The organism is Bacillus sp. FSL R9-9834, from assembly GCF_038006905.1.
Classification (GTDB): Bacteria; Bacillota; Bacilli; order Bacillales; family Bacillaceae_G; genus Bacillus_A; species Bacillus_A pacificus.
In genome coordinates, this window is sequence record NZ_JBBOWD010000001.1 from 1969962 (window position 1) to 1985906 (window position 15945).

The following is a 15945-nucleotide window of genomic DNA, read 5'->3' on the forward strand; positions in this document are numbered from 1 at the left end:
TTTCGTATAGTTATAGAATGTAAGGAGTGACATGATGGGAAAGACAAGTAAGTATGTGACAGCTGCCGCACTTTGTTCAACGATAGTAATGGGAGGCTTACAGGCTTCATCTGTATCTTATGCAGCTACGAATTCAACTGTAGCGACATCACAATCAGATGCAAAGTTGTTAAATGATTTTAGAAAAGAATTAAAAAAACAGGTTGATAATCGAGAAGAAAATATTACAATCACATATAAAACGAAAGATAGAAATGCTAGAAATGTGATGGACCAATTGTACGGCGAGTTTAATAAAGTTGTAGATGCAGATGAGTATGTAAAATATAATGTAGCGTCTACTAAATATTCTATTAAAGGGTTACCAGGAAACTATACGTTTACACTGCAAGTTAAGTACCGTGAATCAAAAGAGCAAACACAATATGTAAAATCCCAGGCGAAAGCGATTATAGGCTCGATTGTAAAACCAGGAATGGATGAGCATGAGAAAGTAAAAGCTATTCATGATTACGTTGTAAAACATGTATCGTATGATACGTCTTATGGAGCATATACAGCATATGAAGCGTTAGCGAATCGTTCTGCCGTTTGCCAAGGATATACGTTATTAACATATGAATTACTAAAAGAAGCGGGTATCCAAAACCATATTGTAACAGGTACAGGAAATGGACAAGCTCACGCATGGAATTTAGTGAACATTGAAAACAAATGGTACCACCTTGATACTACATTCGATGATCCGGTACCGGATAAAGCTGGGCGCGTAACATATTCATATTTTAATATGTCTGATGAGCAATTAAGTAAAGATCACGACTGGGATCGTAGTAAATATCCTGCAGCATCTACAAGTTATTTTAATGAATTAACAAACAAAATAAAAGCGGGTAGTTCAAAGACTGCGGCGTATGAACAAATGTTAAAAGAAACAAATTTAAAATATATGTCTACACAATACGGAGCAGAGAATTATAGTGAGTTTAAGAAGAAATTACAGCAACAATTTGCTTCTAAGCCAGAAAAGGTAGAAGTACGATATAAGCAGTCTATGGATGGAACAATGCAAGATATAAAGAAAGTGTTAAATGAAATAAATTGGCCAAAAGGTGCAAAGCGTGTATCTTATCAAGTAGCACCTTATAGTGCGATGGCAGATTATTCATTAGCGACAATTACATTTACGTATTAAGTAATGAAAAAGAGCATCTGTAAAAAGGTGCTCTTTTTACATTTGTTTATTACTTTAAAATATTGGGAATTATGTGATAAAATAACGAGGAGAGGATGTGAATGCTGAATGAACTTCTTCGAAAGTAATATATTTACATTGATATATACTTGTTTAGTAATCGGACTTATCGTTTTGTTTTTCATATCATTTACTTTGTTTATTAGAAGAGTATTACAAAGCAGTGCTGCAAAGAAACACCACGCGATTAATATGAACCAGAAGCTAGATCGAATTATTGAATTGCTTGAAAAAGATAAGAAATAGTGATAAAAGAAGTATGAAAAGGGGAAAGAGAATGGCCAATTATATAAAAGAATTACGTGAAAAAGTAGGACATGATTATGTTTTCTTAAACTTTGCCGGTGGTTGTGTATTTAATAAAGAAGGAGAAGTATTACTGCAAAAAAGAGGAGACTTTAATGCCTGGGGCTTTCCTGGCGGGGCAATGGAAATTGGAGAATCGGCTGCAGAAACTGCAATTCGAGAAATAAAAGAAGAAACCGGGTATGATGTAGAAATAAATGAGCTTATTGGAGTGTATACAAAATATTTTCAATCATATCCAAATGGAGACAAGGCACAGTCAATTGTGATAGTCTTTTCATGCTCAATTGTTGGAGGAGAGAAAAGAACAGACGGTGATGAAACATTGGATTTGCAGTTTTTCCCGTTAGATAAAATGCCGCCTTTATTTTGTAAACAACATGAAGATTGCTTGCAGGATGTATTGGAGAAAAGAGTAGGGGTATATCGTTAACATATAAAAAAGAAGCTAAATGAGATTAGCTTCTTTTTTATGTTTTACTTACTTCCACCAATCATCAAACATAGATGCTGGAACTTGTCTCTTATGTTCGCTCACTGTGTAACGTTTTTCAATTTTTTCTGCAACGTCAGTTGGAACTGCTTTACCTTCTAAATAGTCATCAAGTTGATCGTATGTAATACCTAACTCTGTTTCATCAGCTTGACCAGGTTTTTCATCCAATAAATCAGCTGTTGGCATTTTTAAATAAAGTCGCTCGTCTGCACCTAATTCTTGTAGTAAAGCACGTCCTTGGCGCTTCGTTAATCCTGTTAATGGTAATAAATCTGCACCACCATCTCCGAATTTTGTAAAGAATCCCGTTACAGCTTCTGCAGCGTGATCTGTTCCGATAACAAGAAGGCTGTTTTGTCCACCGATTGCATATTGTGTAACCATGCGGATACGTGCTTTCACGTTACCTTTATTGAAATCTGTTAATGATTCACCTAATAAGTTTTCGTATTGATTTGAGAAAGCATCAACTGTTGAAGCGATATCAAATGCAACAGATTGATCAGCTTGAATAAATTGTAATGCTAATTGCGCATCATCTTCGTCTTTTTGCACTTTATAGGGAAGGCGCACGGCGATAAACGTTGCGTTACCACCTTCATTACGAATTTCTTCAACTGCAAGCTGGGCTAAACGTCCCGCTAATGTAGAGTCTTGTCCGCCACTAATTCCAAGTACAAATCCTTTCGCACCTGTTTTTTTTACATAATCTTTTAAGAAATCAACACGTTTACGGATTTCTGCTTTCGGATCAATTACAGGTTGAACGTGTAATGCTTTCATAATCTGTTCTTGCAATGTCATTATGTTTTCCTCCTATTCATATTAAAGCGGTAAATAAGTTTATATGTATATTGGTACATACTTCTATCCTTTATTATTTCGCAAAATTAACGAATATACAATAGGATGTGTGTATGAATATGAATGTAGTCATTATAATGAAACTGCATCGTTTAAGCAATTTTTTTGAAACCTTTCAACAATGTAAGGTTTTTGTCATTTGAATCGATGGAAGCTATTTCCGCATTTTACTAATATAAGAACATAGCTAGTAGAAGGGCGGAGAAGGAATATGAACATTAGAGAACTCGCATACCGAAATGTAACGCGAAATAGACGAACATACTCAGCATATTTTTTAAGTAGTGCATTTGCTATTATGGCTTTTTTTGTTTATTCATTTTTTGCGTTTCATCCGGCGTTAAGTGCTGGAGAATTGGGACAATACGTGTTCATAAGTATGTCGTTTGCACAGTCCATTATTTACTTATTTACATTTTTCTTTATTTTATATTCGATGGGAATGTTTTTAAAAACGAGAAAGCGTGAATTAGGAATTTTAATGATGTTAGGTATGACGAAATATCAATTAAAGCGTCTTATCTTTTTTGAAAATATTATGATTGGGATAGGGGCAATTATTTTTGGAATTCTAGCAGGAATGTTATTTTCTGGAGTATTAATGTTTGTAGCTCCCATGATATTAAAGTTAGATATTTCCTTACCTTATTACATTCCAATGAAAGCCATTGTTGTAACGAGTATTATGTTTTTCGTATTATTTATGATTATTTCATTGTTTAGTGCAGGAATGATCCGGAAGAATAAAATTATGAAATTGTTTAGAGGATCAGCAGAAGCGAAGCCGGAACCGAGAGCATCCATTATTTCTTCTATATTAGCAGTCATATTGCTTAGTGCGGGATATGCAGGAGCGCTTATGTCACACGGTGCAATGGTATTTATCATGATGATTCCTGTTACAACGGTAGTCATTATTGGTACGTATTTGCTGTATAAGCAGTTGAGTGTCTTTATTATTAGACTATGTAAAAAAAGTAAACGTTTCTATTGGACACAGACAAATATTATTACGTTGTCAGATTTAGCTTACCGTATGAGAGATAACGCAAGAATGTTCTTTATTGTAACCATAATTTCAACTGTAGCATTTTCAGCAATAGGTACATTAGTTGGCTTTACATCAATGACAAAGGCGATTATGGAGAGACCAATTGCGTTTCACTATCATTCTAAGCAAGGAAATAGTAATGAATCACAGCATTTGAAAATGATTGACGAAGGATTAAAGAAACATAGTATAGCAGCTTCAAAAACTAATATTTCAACGAAGAAAACGGAAGAGCAGTCGTTAAAAAGCGCCACCTTTATAAAGGAATCAGACTATAAGGAATATGCGAAGTTAACAGGAGAACCCTTTCATGCGGTATCCCAAAAAGAAGTTTTATTTTTGTCAGTCGATATACCAGGACCACCGATAAAGGAAAGAAAAGAAATTACTTTACCACATTTGAGTGAACCTTTACATGTGAAAAAAGTTAATACTTCTTCATTAAGTAAAATATTAAGAGGTAACGTTTATGTAATCTCTAAAAATCAATATGATGCATTACAAGATGGATTTAAAGAGGAAAAAGATTATGTGTACAAAACAGAAGGAACGAAAGATGAAGTTGAGGTTGGTAAAGAACTAACGCATCAGATGAAGCCTTATGAAGAACATACAACGTTTAGTGCAGAAGAGTACGAACAAAACCAAAGTTTACAAATTGCAGGACCAATTCTATTTGTAGGTTTCTTTATTGGTATTGTATTTTTCGTATGTGCAGGAAGCTTCCTTTATTTCCGTTTGTTTTCTGACTTGGAGGATGATACTCGTTTGTTTGAAATGATTCGAAAAGTAGGCTTAACAAGTGGAGAATTATCGAAAGTAGTTACAATTCGATTGGGACTTTTATTCTTCGTTCCAATAGGTGTTGCAACATTACATGGGGCAGTAGCGTTAACTGCACTCGGACAGATGTTTGAGTACTCACTATTTAAAGAAAATGCGATTGTATTAAGTATTTTCATAGGAATTCAAGTTGTATATTTTTTACTGATTCGCTCTCGTTATTTAAAACAATTGAAAGAGAGATTACGTATTCGTTAAATGTGTTTTTTTAACTTGAGTACAAAATTTTCTAAAAAGAGGCAGGTATTACCAAAAAGTGATAAAATGGAAAAAGCGAGGTGAAAAAATTAATAAAAAGTAAGGGAGGAAGTAATATGAAAGCAACAGGAGTTATTCGAAAAGTAGACGAATTAGGACGAATTGTAATTCCTAAAGAATTACGTGATGTATTGGGAATACAAATTAAATCACCGCTTGAAATTTTCGTAGAAGAAGACAAAGTCATTTTACAAAAATATCAACCTTACAATGCTTGTCAAATAACAGGTGATGTTTCAAATCAAAACATATCATTAGCAAATGGAAACATTACTGTTAGTATAGATGGAGCGAAATATTTAATAAAAGAAATAGAAAAGTTTTTAAACAAGAGTGAGGTTTAGTCTTAATTCAAATTATTTTTAAAATTCCATATCATTCTTTAAAAACTATAAAAGGACCATTCAATTGGTCCTTTTATTTATCTCGTAATTTTTCGTTTCTAAAAATTACGAGATAAATAAAGTGAAACTTTAATCAGCCCTCACCAATCGGGCTGCCCATTAAAGCGGGATAAAAGAGTAGTATAAAATTCGTAAGCCTTATTGAGAAACATTTTTAAGGAAGGAAAACGAAACACATAAAACGAATGTTACATGTAAGTGTTTTCAAAAGTGGTCTGAAATGAAAATAATATATTTTCAGGAGGGATTACGATGAATAGTAGTACAGCGAATAAACAAAAAGGTATACAATTGATTCCTTTTACAGTAGATAAGGTGGTTGAACAAGTAAATGAAATTCCGCCAGGTGTACAACTCATTCATGCTCCGCAAGTATGGGAGAAGAGTGCGAAAGGAAAAGATATTGTCGTTGCCGTATTAGATACAGGGTGTGATACGAATCATATAGATTTAAAGGATCGTATTATCGGCGGAAGAAATTTCACGAAAGATTACGAAGGAGATCCAAATATTTATCTTGATAATAACGGACACGGTACTCATGTAGCGGGGACAATTGCAGCGACTGAAAATGGAATCGGTGTTTTAGGAGTGGCACCACTTGCTAAAATGCTAGTGTTAAAGGTTTTAGCAGGGGATGGTTCTGGAAGTTATGAGCAAATTATTGAGGCGATTCATTATGCTGTAAATTGGAGAGGGCCTAATAAAGAAAGAGTTAGAGTCATTTCCATGTCACTTGGTGGCCCGCAAGACGTTCCGGAATTACATGAAGCAATTCAAAATGCGGTAAAGCAAGATGTTCTCGTCGTATGTGCTGCTGGGAATAATGGAGATTGTAATGATAACACGGAGGAACTAGATTTCCCAGGTGCATACTCAGAAGTAATTGAAGTCGGCGCTGTCAATTTAGATCGGAAAATCGCATGTTTTAGTAATTCAAATCAAGAAATTGATTTAGTGGCGCCAGGCGATGAAATATTATCTACGTATCCTGAAGGGAAATATGCGGTATTAAGTGGTACTTCTATGGCGACACCGCATGTCGCTGGAGCACTGGCATTGCTCATAAAGCAGTGTGAAAGGGAATATGGTAGAAAGTTATCAGAACCAGAAATATATGCACAACTTATTAAAAGAACTGTACCTTTAGGATATGAACGTACATCTGAAGGGAATGGTTTATTAGATTTATTAAAAGAATAGAAAATACTAAAAAACATTTCATATTCATATGAGATGTTTTTTAGTATGGTTCTGTCGCATATATAGTGGAATCTAGTCTTGAATTCTTTTTCAAGAAATGTTTGTCGTAGCTACATCTATTTTTTTCGAAGTAGAAGTTATGCATACAATAAAATGGAAAGATTGAGTTACTTACGGGACAATTCTATCGGGATTTTTTTTAGACATTCGTCAATTATTACGTATTCTTTGCTCGGTAGTGATATCAAAAAAGTGTGCTTTCGCTAAACTAAAAGCTAATGGAAGTGTATCGTTAGTTTTAATCTCGGAACGAGCGTTAATTCGTGCAATAAAGTTTTGGTTTGAAAGTTTTCCATGAATCATCGTTTCAGCACCTAATAATTCAGCAACTTCTACTGTAATTTCGACTGTGGATTCAGGAGAAGATTGAAGAACGATAGGTTCATCATGAATGTCTTCAGGACGAATACCGAGTATGATTTTTTTTCCATTATACCCTTTTTGCTTTAATGTCTTTAGTTGACCATCTGGTACTTTGAAGCGGATATTTTCCATGTGAAAATAGCTATCTTGTAATGTACCGGTAAAGAAATTCATAGCTGGAGAACCAATGAATCCGCCAACAAATATGTTCTCAGGAGTATCATATACCTCTTTTGGAGTTCCAACTTGCTGGATGAGCCCATCTTTCATAACAACAAGGCGTGATGCCATTGTCATTGCTTCTGTTTGATCATGTGTCACATATATAGTGGTCGTATTTAAACGGCGGTGAAGTTTAGAAATTTCTGAACGCATGCTTACGCGTAACTTTGCGTCTAAATTTGATAGAGGTTCGTCCATTAAAAATACTTTTGCATCACGGACTATAGCTCTTCCTAGTGCAACCCGTTGGCGTTGTCCACCTGATAATGCCTTTGGTTTGCGTTGTAAGTAATCTTCTAGTCCTAAGATTTTCGCCGCTTCCGTTACTCGACGATTAATTTCATCTTTTGGAAGTTTACGTAGTTTCAAGCCAAACGCCATATTATCATAAACAGTCATATGCGGGTAGAGTGCGTAATTTTGAAATACCATTGCAATGTTGCGATCTTTTGGAGCGACATCATTCATACGATCTCCATCAATATAAAACGAACCATCAGAAATGTCTTCTAGACCTGCAATCATACGTAGAGTTGTTGATTTCCCGCACCCAGAAGGACCGACAAATACAATAAACTCTTTATCTTCAATATGTAAATTAAAGTCAGAAACGGCAGTGATTTTATTATCATAAACTTTAAAAATATGATCTAATACAAGTTCGGCCATAAATATTCACTCCTTTTTTATAATTAATAGAATTGTAAGATTATTAAAAGTGTAAGTAAATTGGCGTTGTGCACAAAAAAATAAGAGGCTTTTATGCAAGTTTACAGATTTAAGATACGAGAAAGCTCTTTTAGATATAAGTTCAACTATAGATAAGAGAAATAATGGGAAAGAGTTTCCAAATCATGCAAGAGTGTATATAACGATGTGGCATAAGAAAAATGAATATTGTTTTTCATGAGATATCTAAAGAAAGAAACGCCATATAAACTGCTACTGCACCTTCAAAGGTTTTTATATTAATCCCTGTTTTTTCAATGAATTTATCAATTCGATACTGCAAAGTATTACGATGTAAATATAATTGTTTAGCTGCAAGAGAGACATTTAAGTTACATTGGAAGAATACTTTAACGCTATCTATTAGTTCTTTGTCATTTGAAATATGTGCCAATAATTGATGCGTATATTTTTCTCTTTTTTCTTTCGGTAATGAAATCATTAATTGATAAGGGAGCAGTTGTTCAATGTATGTAATTTTTTTTGATAAATAGGGAGAAAGAACAGAAAATAATGTTCGTTCCCATTGATACAGGTAAGTAAATTCAGTTGTTTGCGTATAACGTCGTCCAACAAAGAAGGATAGGGATATAAAAAAATCTGTTTCTAGTGTATCTAAGGCTGTTTGCAATACAGATTCCGTTATGTTTTCTTCCAAGATGAGAACACCAGCTTGCGAGGTTTCCCATATCATTGTAGTAGTAAAAGAAAACATAGACTGTAAAGCATCTTGAAATTCTTCTCTTTCTACAATAGATTGTGTTGTGAAAAAGTGTAAAAAACGAACGGACCGTATAGGGATGTTGTTATTTCTGTATAATGCTTCATACCACGATTTTTCTTTTTCTGTTTTATAAAATGTATCAGTATGAATGGGTGTTAAGATGGATGAAAGCAATTGATGTTCCCTTTGATGTAATCGAATTTTTCGGATTCCGACTTTGTTTCCTTCAACTAAAAACCAGCTATAATCTTCTGACAACACAGCTTCATTAATTTTTATATCCTCACCATAATATGTTTTTAATTGTTGAATCATAGGAACACTCTCTTTCCAAAATAATAGTAACAATACATTAAAGAAGTATAGGTTAATTGAATGTATCTTTAAATTTTTGCACTAGAATCTAGTTTGTTTTTGCTAGAATTTATAGCGTTTCTGTATTGTGAAGGAGATAGATTTGTTTCTCGTTTAAATGATTGTGCAAAGAATGATTGGGAAGAAAAACCGGTAATGGTTGAAATATTAGAAATCGAATAATTAGTAGTTTCTAGCAAAATTTTACTTTCTCTAATACGAGTTTGAATTAAATATTCAATAGGCGACACACCGACGAATTTCCTAAAGGAATGGGATAGATAATATTTATTAATATGACTAATGCTTGCTAATGTATCTAGGCTAATATTTTCGTGAAAATGCTGCTTAATATAGTTTTTAATAAATTCAATATCTTTATTGATTTTTTGAGTAGATGTTTTCTCTACATTAAAAGATTTTTTTCGCATCATCTTAAGTAATAATATTTCCAGAATATTTTGTATAATCAAATCGTAATCTTCTTGATGGTTTTCCACTTCTTCAACCAATTGCTGAAGGTAGAAGAGGAAGTTTTTTTGATCCTGTTTATAGTTATGAATAGTGACGGGACTGGGATTTTCTATGGATGAAAAGGACAGACCTTGAATGCCAAGTGCAATGTATTCGAGTGGATAATTCGTATCAGACTTTTCCGTGTGCTCGATATTTGGATTGATGATAATTAAATTGTGTTCTTGGACAGGGATTTCTTCTTTATAAAAGATAAAAGTTCCTTTGCCCTTAGTAATATACAATAGCTCTGTAAAGTGATGAGCGTGAATGGTGCTATGCCAATCTTTATCGTATTTTGATTTTGTTATATAAAGAAGTTTAACTGGAAGGTGATTTCGTTGAAACTGCGGAATCTCATATACTTCATTGGACAAATGAATCCCTCCTTCGTAGACTTTTTATCTATTTTATAAAGATTTTAGTGGGATATTCAGTAAAAAGCAAGATATCTAAAAAACAGAACAAGATGTTTATTGTGAAAGCGTTATCTATTTTGTATTCTTTAATTATGAAAGGAAGATTAGGAGATGGGGGTAAATAGAGATGAAAAAAAGTTATTGTTGTCTGGGATGACAGCTTTGTTATCTTTTAGTTTAATAGCTTGCCAAAGTAATACTACAAAAGTTGATAACGCTAAGGATGGTAAAGGCTCCAGTGAGAAACAAACCCTTCATGTGGCAACACTTGAATCGGCTTATGGTAAAGAGATGTGGAACAAAGTGATTGACGCATATGAGGCTGCTAATCCTAAAGTTGATGTTAAATTGACAGTGGACAAAAATCTTGAGGATGTCATAGGCTCAAATATGAAAGCAGGAAAGTATCCGGATGTTGTGTTGTTGGCAACCGGGAGAAAACAGGCGCTAACAGAAACTTTGATTAAAGATAAAGCATTAGAAGACATTACTGATGTTTTTGATAAAAATGTTTATGGTGAAGATGTTAAAGTCAAAGATAAGTTAGTACCAGGGCTTACTGGTACACCTGCAACTAATCCTTATAATGACGGTAAAATTTATATGGCACCGATGTTCTATAGTCCAACTGGATTATTTTATAATGCTAGTTTATTAAAAGAAAAAGGTTGGGAAGTGCCGAAGACTTGGGACGAAATGTGGGCGTTAGGAGATAAAGCGAAAGCAGAAGGGATTGCATTATTTACTTATCCTACTACAGGCTACTTTGATACATTCTTCTACTCTTTACTACTAGGGGTGGGCGGGCCTGAGTTATTTAATAAAGCTATGAAATATACAGATGGTGTTTGGGAAACTTCTGAAGCAACAAAATCCTTCGAAATTATCGGAAAATTAGCAAAATATACAGAGCCAACTACTGTTGCGAATGCAAATGATAAAGACTACAAGAAAAATCAACAGTTGATTCTCGATAACAAAGCTTTGTTTATGCCAAATGGTACGTGGGTAGTTGGTGAAATGAAAGAAGCTCCTCGATCTAAAGGGTTTGAATGGGGCATGATGGCTTTACCGACAATTGATGCTAATAGCGACCGTTATGCATTTACTTTCTTTGAACAAATGTGGATTCCATCGGCAGCTAAAAATAAACAACTTGCTAAAGATTTCATGACGTTTGTTTATTCGGATAAGGCAGCTGAAATTTTTGCTGAGTCGAGTGCGATCCAGCCTATCAAAGGCCTTTCTAATAAACTGACAGGTGAAAATAAATCATTCTATAGTATCTATGATAATGGAGTGAAAGTGGGAATAGGTGGATTTGCTGCAACGAAAGCTGTTGAAGGTGTAAGTATGCCAGATACATTATTTAGAACGATTGACAGTGTTGTTTCTGGTGATAAAAAGGTGAAAGATTGGCAAAGCTCTGTTGAAAAAGTGAGTGACCAATTACGGTCTGCATTAAAATAAATTCGTTTTCACTATATACAATGGTGAGTCGTCTAGTCTCACCGTTGTACTTATTAACTGAGGTGATGGCATGAATAAGACGACAGAAAAAAGAATTTTTATTTTTGTTTGTACTGCACCAGCACTAATCCTGTTAGCCATTTTTATGATTGTTCCTACGATTGAGGTATTCAGGATGTCTTTATATAAGTGGGGAGGATTTTCTAATAATAAGGTATTTGTTGGGCTCGAAAACTTCAAGATTTTATGGAATGATATGAACTTCTTTCGGTCTCTCCAAAACAGTATAGTCTTGATTGTTATCGTCACACTCATCACGATGGTGATGGCGATCTTGTTTGCCACTTTGTTAACGAGAGAAAAAATAAAAGGAAAAAGCTTCTTTCGAATTATTTTTTATATCCCTAATATTTTATCGGTTGTAGTTATCGCGGGAATATTTTCTGCAGTTTATGACCCAACTACAGGGTTGTTAAATAATTTACTTGCTTTATTTAATCTGGAACACCTACAAAAGATGTGGCTCGGAAATCAAAAAATTGCCATTTACAGCATTGGCGGGGCACTCATTTGGCAAGCGATTGGTTACTATATGGTCATGTATATGGCGGCAATGGCAAGTATCCCGGAAAGTTTTTATGAAGCATCTGCTTTGGAAGGTGCTGGACGGTTCAGACAATTTTTTAGTATTACTTTACCGTTAATTTGGAACAACATTCGGACGACGTTAACTTTCTTCGTTATTAGTACGATTAATTTAAGTTTTCTTCTCGTTCAAGCAATGACTGGCGGCGGACCTGATGGATCGACGGAAGTGTTTTTAAGCTACATGTATAAGCAGGCTTACACAAATTCTTCTTACGGTTACGGTATGGCTATTGGGGTGGTCATTTTCTTATTCTCATTCGCATTATCTGCAATTATCAGTGGTGTTACTAAAAGGGAAGTGTTGGAGTATTAAGGAGGTCCAAAAACGATGGAAACACAAAAAAGAATGACTACAGAAACAGCTTATCGAGATCCAAAAAAGATAGAAACACAAAAAGAAATGACTGTAGAATCAGCTTATCCAGCCCCAAAAACAATGAAAACACAAAAAGGAATGACTACAGAAGCAATGTATCGCTGTTTTATCTACGTAGCACTTATTACGTTAGCGATTTCAATTGTTATTCCTGTTGCATGGGTTTTCTTAGCCTCAGTGAAGCAAAATTCGGAGTTTTATGGAAGTCCTTGGGCCATGCCGAAAAGTTTCTATTTTCAAAACTTTATCGATGCTTTCCAAAAGGCAAACATGGGTACCTATATGTTGAATTCAGTCATGGTAACTGCGTTGGCCCTTCTTATTTTATTGATTGTGGCTTTACCAGCAGCTTATGTGTTGGCAAGATATACCTTTAGAGGAAGCAAATTAATAAATACTTTTTTTAAAGCTGGATTATTCATCAATGTGAACTACATTGTTGTGCCAATTTTCTTGATGTTATTGGACGGAGATAACTTTTTACGAGGCCAACTAGGTGATGGATTGCTACTAGACAATTTATTTATTTTAGCTGTGGTATATGCGGCGACGGCGTTACCATTCACGATTTACTTGCTGTCTAGTTTTTTTCAATCGCTGCCATCCACGTATGAGGAAGCGGCGTTGGTTGATGGTGCTGGATATTTCAAAACAATGATTTCAGTTATGATTCCGATAGCTCGTCCAAGTATTATTGCCGTCATTTTATTTAATTTTCTTGCCTTTTGGAACGAATACATTATTGCTTTAACATTAATTCCAGGGCCGAATAAGACGTTACCTGTTGGGTTAATGAACTTGATGGCAGCTCAAAAATCCGCTGCAAACTATGGTCAAATGTATGCAGGAATGGTTCTTGTCATGCTACCAACTTTGATTTTATATATCATTGTTCAAAAAAAATTAACACAAGGAATGACCCTTGGTGGTTTAAAGGATTAGAGGAGGATTTACATGAAAAGGAAAAAAGGTCGAGTTACTTTACCGAGTGAAGAAAATTTTCTTAAGGAAACGAAAGAATTAATGGAACGATGGGGTGCAGATGCGATTCGCGATAGTGATGGAACGAAACTAGATGATGATATTAAACAATTGGATGCGAAAATTTATACGACTTATTTTGTTGCTCGAGCTCACAATGAGTTCGCAGAGAAGCATATGGATGAATGCCAGCAACTTTATTTAATGAGCTTGTTCAATACGGCGCTTACTGACACCCTCGAAATTGATTTTATGAAAGGCTACTTTGAGGAACAATTAAAACCGGATTATGTTCACAGTCCAAAAAAATACTGGGAGGTTATTGATCGGACAACAGGAGAAGTTGTTGACGTTAATGATTGGGAAGTAAACGAAGATCAAAATCGTGTTTTGATTACGAAGGCGATTCCTTGGCATGAATATACGGTTTCATTCCTAGTCTATGCGATTTGGGATCCAACCCAAATGTACAATCATATTACTAATAATTGGGGAGATAAGCCACATGATATTCCTTTTGATGTCAGGCAGCCACATTCTAATGAATTTATGAAAAACTATTTAAAACAATGGCTGACAGAAAATCCGGATACAGATGTAGTCAGGTTTACAACGTTTTTCTATCATTTTACCCTTGTGTTCAATAATCTTGGCAAAGAGAAATTTGTCGATTGGTTCGGATATGGTGCAAGTGTTTCAGTTGCTGCTTTGGATGCTTTTCAAAAAGAAAAAGGCTATCGCTTAAGACCAGAGGACATTGTTGATCAAGGTTATTATAATACTTCGTTTCGAATTCCAACTCCAGCTTTTTTAGATTATATAGATTTTGTTCATAAGTTCGTTGCTGAAGAAGCAAAGAAACTTGTGGATATTGTCCATGAAAGTGGAAAAGAAGCAATGATGTTTCTTGGTGATAACTGGATTGGTACAGAACCATATGGGAAATACTTTGAAAATATCGGATTGGATGCAGTTGTAGGCAGTGTGGGCGGTGGGGCTACATTGCGTATGATTGCAGATATACCACATGTTCGATATACAGAAGGGCGTTTCTTACCTTATTTCTTTCCAGATACTTTTTACGAAGGTAACAACCCGACGATTGAAGCGAATGAAAATTGGCTAACGGCGCGTAGAGCCTTATTGCGTAATCCTGTTGATCGTATCGGCTATGGGGGGTATTTAAGTCTAGCGTATCAATTCCCAGAATTTATCTCCTATATTGAAAAAGTAACTGAGGAATTTCGTGAAATTCATGACACAATCAAAGGTGTGAAGCCATACTGCGGTCTTAAAGTTGCGATTTTGAATTCTTGGGGCAAGTTGAGAACTTGGCAAACACATATGGTTGCTCATGCACTTTGGTATAAACAAATTTATTCTTATTTAGGTGTTTTAGAGTCCTTGAGTGGGGCTGCAGTGGAAGTTACGTTCATTAGTTTTGATGATGTCATGAATGATGGGATATCTGAGGATATTGACGTCATTATTAATGCCGGTGATGTGGGAACAGCTTTTTCAGGAGGTGCTAACTGGATTAATGAAAAGTTAGTCACTACAATCAGAGCTTGGATGTATAATGGCGGAGGATTCATAGGTATTGGGGAACCTACAGCTTATCAGCATGAAGGGCATTATTTTCAATTGGCAAATGTCTTAGGCGTTGACAAGGAACTTGGATTTAGCTTATCAACAGATAAATATTTTATTAATCCTGTCGAAAATCATTTTATTTCTGCTGACAGCATCCAATTTGATTTTGGTGAAGGAATGAAAAATATTTATGCGTTATCAGAAGAAACCGAAATAATTGAATATTCAAATGGTGAAGTTCATCTTTCTGCTCATCCGTTTGGAGAAGGCAGAGCTGTCTATATAGCAGGGCTTCCATACAGTGAAGAAAATACACGTCTGCTGATGCGTGCTTTATACTATGCTGCCCATAAGGAAGAGGAATTTCAAAAGTATCATGCGAGCAATATTTATTGTGAAGTTCATGCATATCCATCTATCCGAAAAATGGCAATTGTTAACAATTCGATGGTCGAACAAATGACGTTTGTCTACGATGGACAAGGAAACAGGATAGAAGTGACGTTGGCACCTAGTGAAATCAGGTGGGAGGATTTTTCAAATGAAGGCTAATATCGTATTCGTTATTAAAATTGTTGTGTTTCTCGTATGCCTATCTTTCATTATCGTCTACCAAAAAACAGCTGGTAAATTTGAACTGGGTATGATGTTGATTGGCTTAGCTGGTCTTTTAGGGCTGCTTTATAATTACAATCGGAAATACGTATAAATCAATTAGGGAAAGTGGATTGATCAATGAATCGCAAATATATGTTCAACGATAACAATTGTAGAAAATTGCTCAATACTTTAAATACAAACCTAGGGGTGCAG

14 protein-coding genes and 1 pseudogene are annotated in these 15945 nt (G+C 35.0%); 11 read left to right on the forward strand and 4 right to left on the reverse strand.

The window, feature by feature from the left end:
- The first annotated feature begins 34 nt into the window (after positions 1-34).
- The 3 genes from MKY00_RS10225 to MKY00_RS10235 all read left to right on the forward strand — a co-directional run bounded on the left by MKY00_RS10225 (position 35) and on the right by MKY00_RS10235 (position 1994).
- Entirely contained in the window at positions 35-1195 is a 1161-nt protein-coding gene (locus tag MKY00_RS10225; RefSeq protein ID WP_000520871.1) for a transglutaminase domain-containing protein, read from the forward strand.
- 108 nt (positions 1196-1303) lie between these two features.
- Positions 1304-1501 (forward strand): DUF4083 domain-containing protein, encoded by a 198-nt coding sequence (locus MKY00_RS10230; RefSeq protein WP_014893815.1) that lies wholly within the window; start codon positions 1304-1306, stop codon positions 1499-1501.
- A gap of 31 nt (positions 1502-1532) precedes the next feature.
- Positions 1533-1994: an NUDIX hydrolase gene (locus MKY00_RS10235; RefSeq protein WP_014893814.1), complete on the forward strand. Its 462-nt coding sequence runs from the start codon at positions 1533-1535 to the stop codon at positions 1992-1994.
- 48 nt (positions 1995-2042) lie between these two features.
- Here MKY00_RS10235 and nadE read toward each other — a convergent pair whose 3' ends face one another.
- Positions 2043-2861, reverse strand: coding sequence for an ammonia-dependent NAD(+) synthetase (gene nadE, locus MKY00_RS10240; protein WP_000174882.1), 819 nt, complete (start codon positions 2859-2861; stop codon positions 2043-2045).
- A gap of 271 nt (positions 2862-3132) precedes the next feature.
- Between nadE and MKY00_RS10245 the strand changes: the two genes are divergently transcribed.
- From MKY00_RS10245 to MKY00_RS10255, 3 genes are all read left to right on the forward strand, one after another.
- Positions 3133-5013, forward strand: coding sequence for an FtsX-like permease family protein (locus MKY00_RS10245; protein WP_016717249.1), 1881 nt, complete (start codon positions 3133-3135; stop codon positions 5011-5013).
- A 116-nt stretch (positions 5014-5129) separates the two neighbouring features.
- Positions 5130-5417, forward strand: coding sequence for an AbrB/MazE/SpoVT family DNA-binding domain-containing protein (locus MKY00_RS10250; RefSeq protein ID WP_000648331.1), 288 nt, complete (start codon positions 5130-5132; stop codon positions 5415-5417).
- 312 nt (positions 5418-5729) lie between these two features.
- Positions 5730-6680 (forward strand): serine protease, encoded by a 951-nt coding sequence (locus MKY00_RS10255; RefSeq protein ID WP_001089044.1) that lies wholly within the window; start codon positions 5730-5732, stop codon positions 6678-6680.
- A gap of 210 nt (positions 6681-6890) precedes the next feature.
- Here MKY00_RS10255 and MKY00_RS10260 read toward each other — a convergent pair whose 3' ends face one another.
- The 3 genes from MKY00_RS10260 to MKY00_RS10270 form a co-directional block, all read right to left on the reverse strand.
- Positions 6891-7994: an ABC transporter ATP-binding protein gene (locus tag MKY00_RS10260; protein ID WP_016717250.1), complete on the reverse strand. Its 1104-nt coding sequence runs from the start codon at positions 7992-7994 to the stop codon at positions 6891-6893.
- Between the two features lie 235 nt (positions 7995-8229).
- A complete protein-coding gene (locus MKY00_RS10265) occupies positions 8230-9093 on the reverse strand; it encodes a PucR family transcriptional regulator (RefSeq protein ID WP_016717251.1) in 864 nt (287 codons plus the stop codon).
- Between the two features lie 68 nt (positions 9094-9161).
- A complete protein-coding gene (locus MKY00_RS10270; protein WP_016717252.1) occupies positions 9162-10022 on the reverse strand; it encodes an AraC family transcriptional regulator in 861 nt (286 codons plus the stop codon).
- Between the two features lie 134 nt (positions 10023-10156).
- On the opposite strand from MKY00_RS10270, the pseudogene MKY00_RS10275 reads away from it, so the two are divergent.
- The 5 genes and pseudogenes from MKY00_RS10275 (at position 10157) to MKY00_RS10295 (ending at position 15841) form a co-directional block, all read left to right on the forward strand.
- Positions 10157-11534, forward strand: a pseudogene (locus tag MKY00_RS10275) (carbohydrate ABC transporter substrate-binding protein).
- Between the two features lie 70 nt (positions 11535-11604).
- The gene (locus MKY00_RS10280) at positions 11605-12495 is read left to right on the forward strand and encodes a carbohydrate ABC transporter permease (RefSeq protein WP_001044589.1); all 891 of its coding nucleotides are present in this window, start codon (positions 11605-11607) and stop codon (positions 12493-12495) included.
- Positions 12496-12510: 15 nt separating this feature from the next.
- The gene (locus MKY00_RS10285; protein ID WP_016717254.1) at positions 12511-13500 is read left to right on the forward strand and encodes a carbohydrate ABC transporter permease; all 990 of its coding nucleotides are present in this window, start codon (positions 12511-12513) and stop codon (positions 13498-13500) included.
- Positions 13501-13512: 12 nt separating this feature from the next.
- The gene (gene gnpA / locus MKY00_RS10290) at positions 13513-15684 is read left to right on the forward strand and encodes a 1,3-beta-galactosyl-N-acetylhexosamine phosphorylase (protein ID WP_016717255.1); all 2172 of its coding nucleotides are present in this window, start codon (positions 13513-13515) and stop codon (positions 15682-15684) included.
- On the forward strand, positions 15674-15841 hold the full coding sequence (locus tag MKY00_RS10295; RefSeq protein WP_000646587.1) for a DUF6903 family protein: 168 nt from the start codon (positions 15674-15676) through the stop codon (positions 15839-15841). The genes gnpA and MKY00_RS10295 overlap by 11 nt, the downstream gene beginning before the upstream one ends.
- The last annotated feature ends 104 nt before the right edge of the window (positions 15842-15945 follow it).

Bases quoted from the DNA above. Each gene is read 5' to 3' on its own strand.
- MKY00_RS10225 (WP_000520871.1), top strand. From the start codon at position 35: ATGGGAAAGACAAGTAAGTATGTGACAGCTGCCGCACTTTGTTCAACG.
- MKY00_RS10230 (WP_014893815.1), top strand. From the start codon at position 1,304: ATGAACTTCTTCGAAAGTAATATATTTACATTGATATATACTTGTTTA.
- MKY00_RS10235 (WP_014893814.1), top strand. From the start codon at position 1,533: ATGGCCAATTATATAAAAGAATTACGTGAAAAAGTAGGACATGATTAT.
- nadE (WP_000174882.1), bottom strand. From the start codon at position 2,861: ATGACATTGCAAGAACAGATTATGAAAGCATTACACGTTCAACCTGTA.
- MKY00_RS10245 (WP_016717249.1), top strand. From the start codon at position 3,133: ATGAACATTAGAGAACTCGCATACCGAAATGTAACGCGAAATAGACGA.
- MKY00_RS10250 (WP_000648331.1), top strand. From the start codon at position 5,130: ATGAAAGCAACAGGAGTTATTCGAAAAGTAGACGAATTAGGACGAATT.
- MKY00_RS10255 (WP_001089044.1), top strand. From the start codon at position 5,730: ATGAATAGTAGTACAGCGAATAAACAAAAAGGTATACAATTGATTCCT.
- MKY00_RS10260 (WP_016717250.1), bottom strand. From the start codon at position 7,994: ATGGCCGAACTTGTATTAGATCATATTTTTAAAGTTTATGATAATAAA.
- MKY00_RS10265 (WP_016717251.1), bottom strand. From the start codon at position 9,093: ATGATTCAACAATTAAAAACATATTATGGTGAGGATATAAAAATTAAT.
- MKY00_RS10280 (WP_001044589.1), top strand. From the start codon at position 11,605: ATGAATAAGACGACAGAAAAAAGAATTTTTATTTTTGTTTGTACTGCA.
- MKY00_RS10285 (WP_016717254.1), top strand. From the start codon at position 12,511: ATGGAAACACAAAAAAGAATGACTACAGAAACAGCTTATCGAGATCCA.
- gnpA (WP_016717255.1), top strand. From the start codon at position 13,513: ATGAAAAGGAAAAAAGGTCGAGTTACTTTACCGAGTGAAGAAAATTTT.
- MKY00_RS10295 (WP_000646587.1), top strand. From the start codon at position 15,674: ATGAAGGCTAATATCGTATTCGTTATTAAAATTGTTGTGTTTCTCGTA.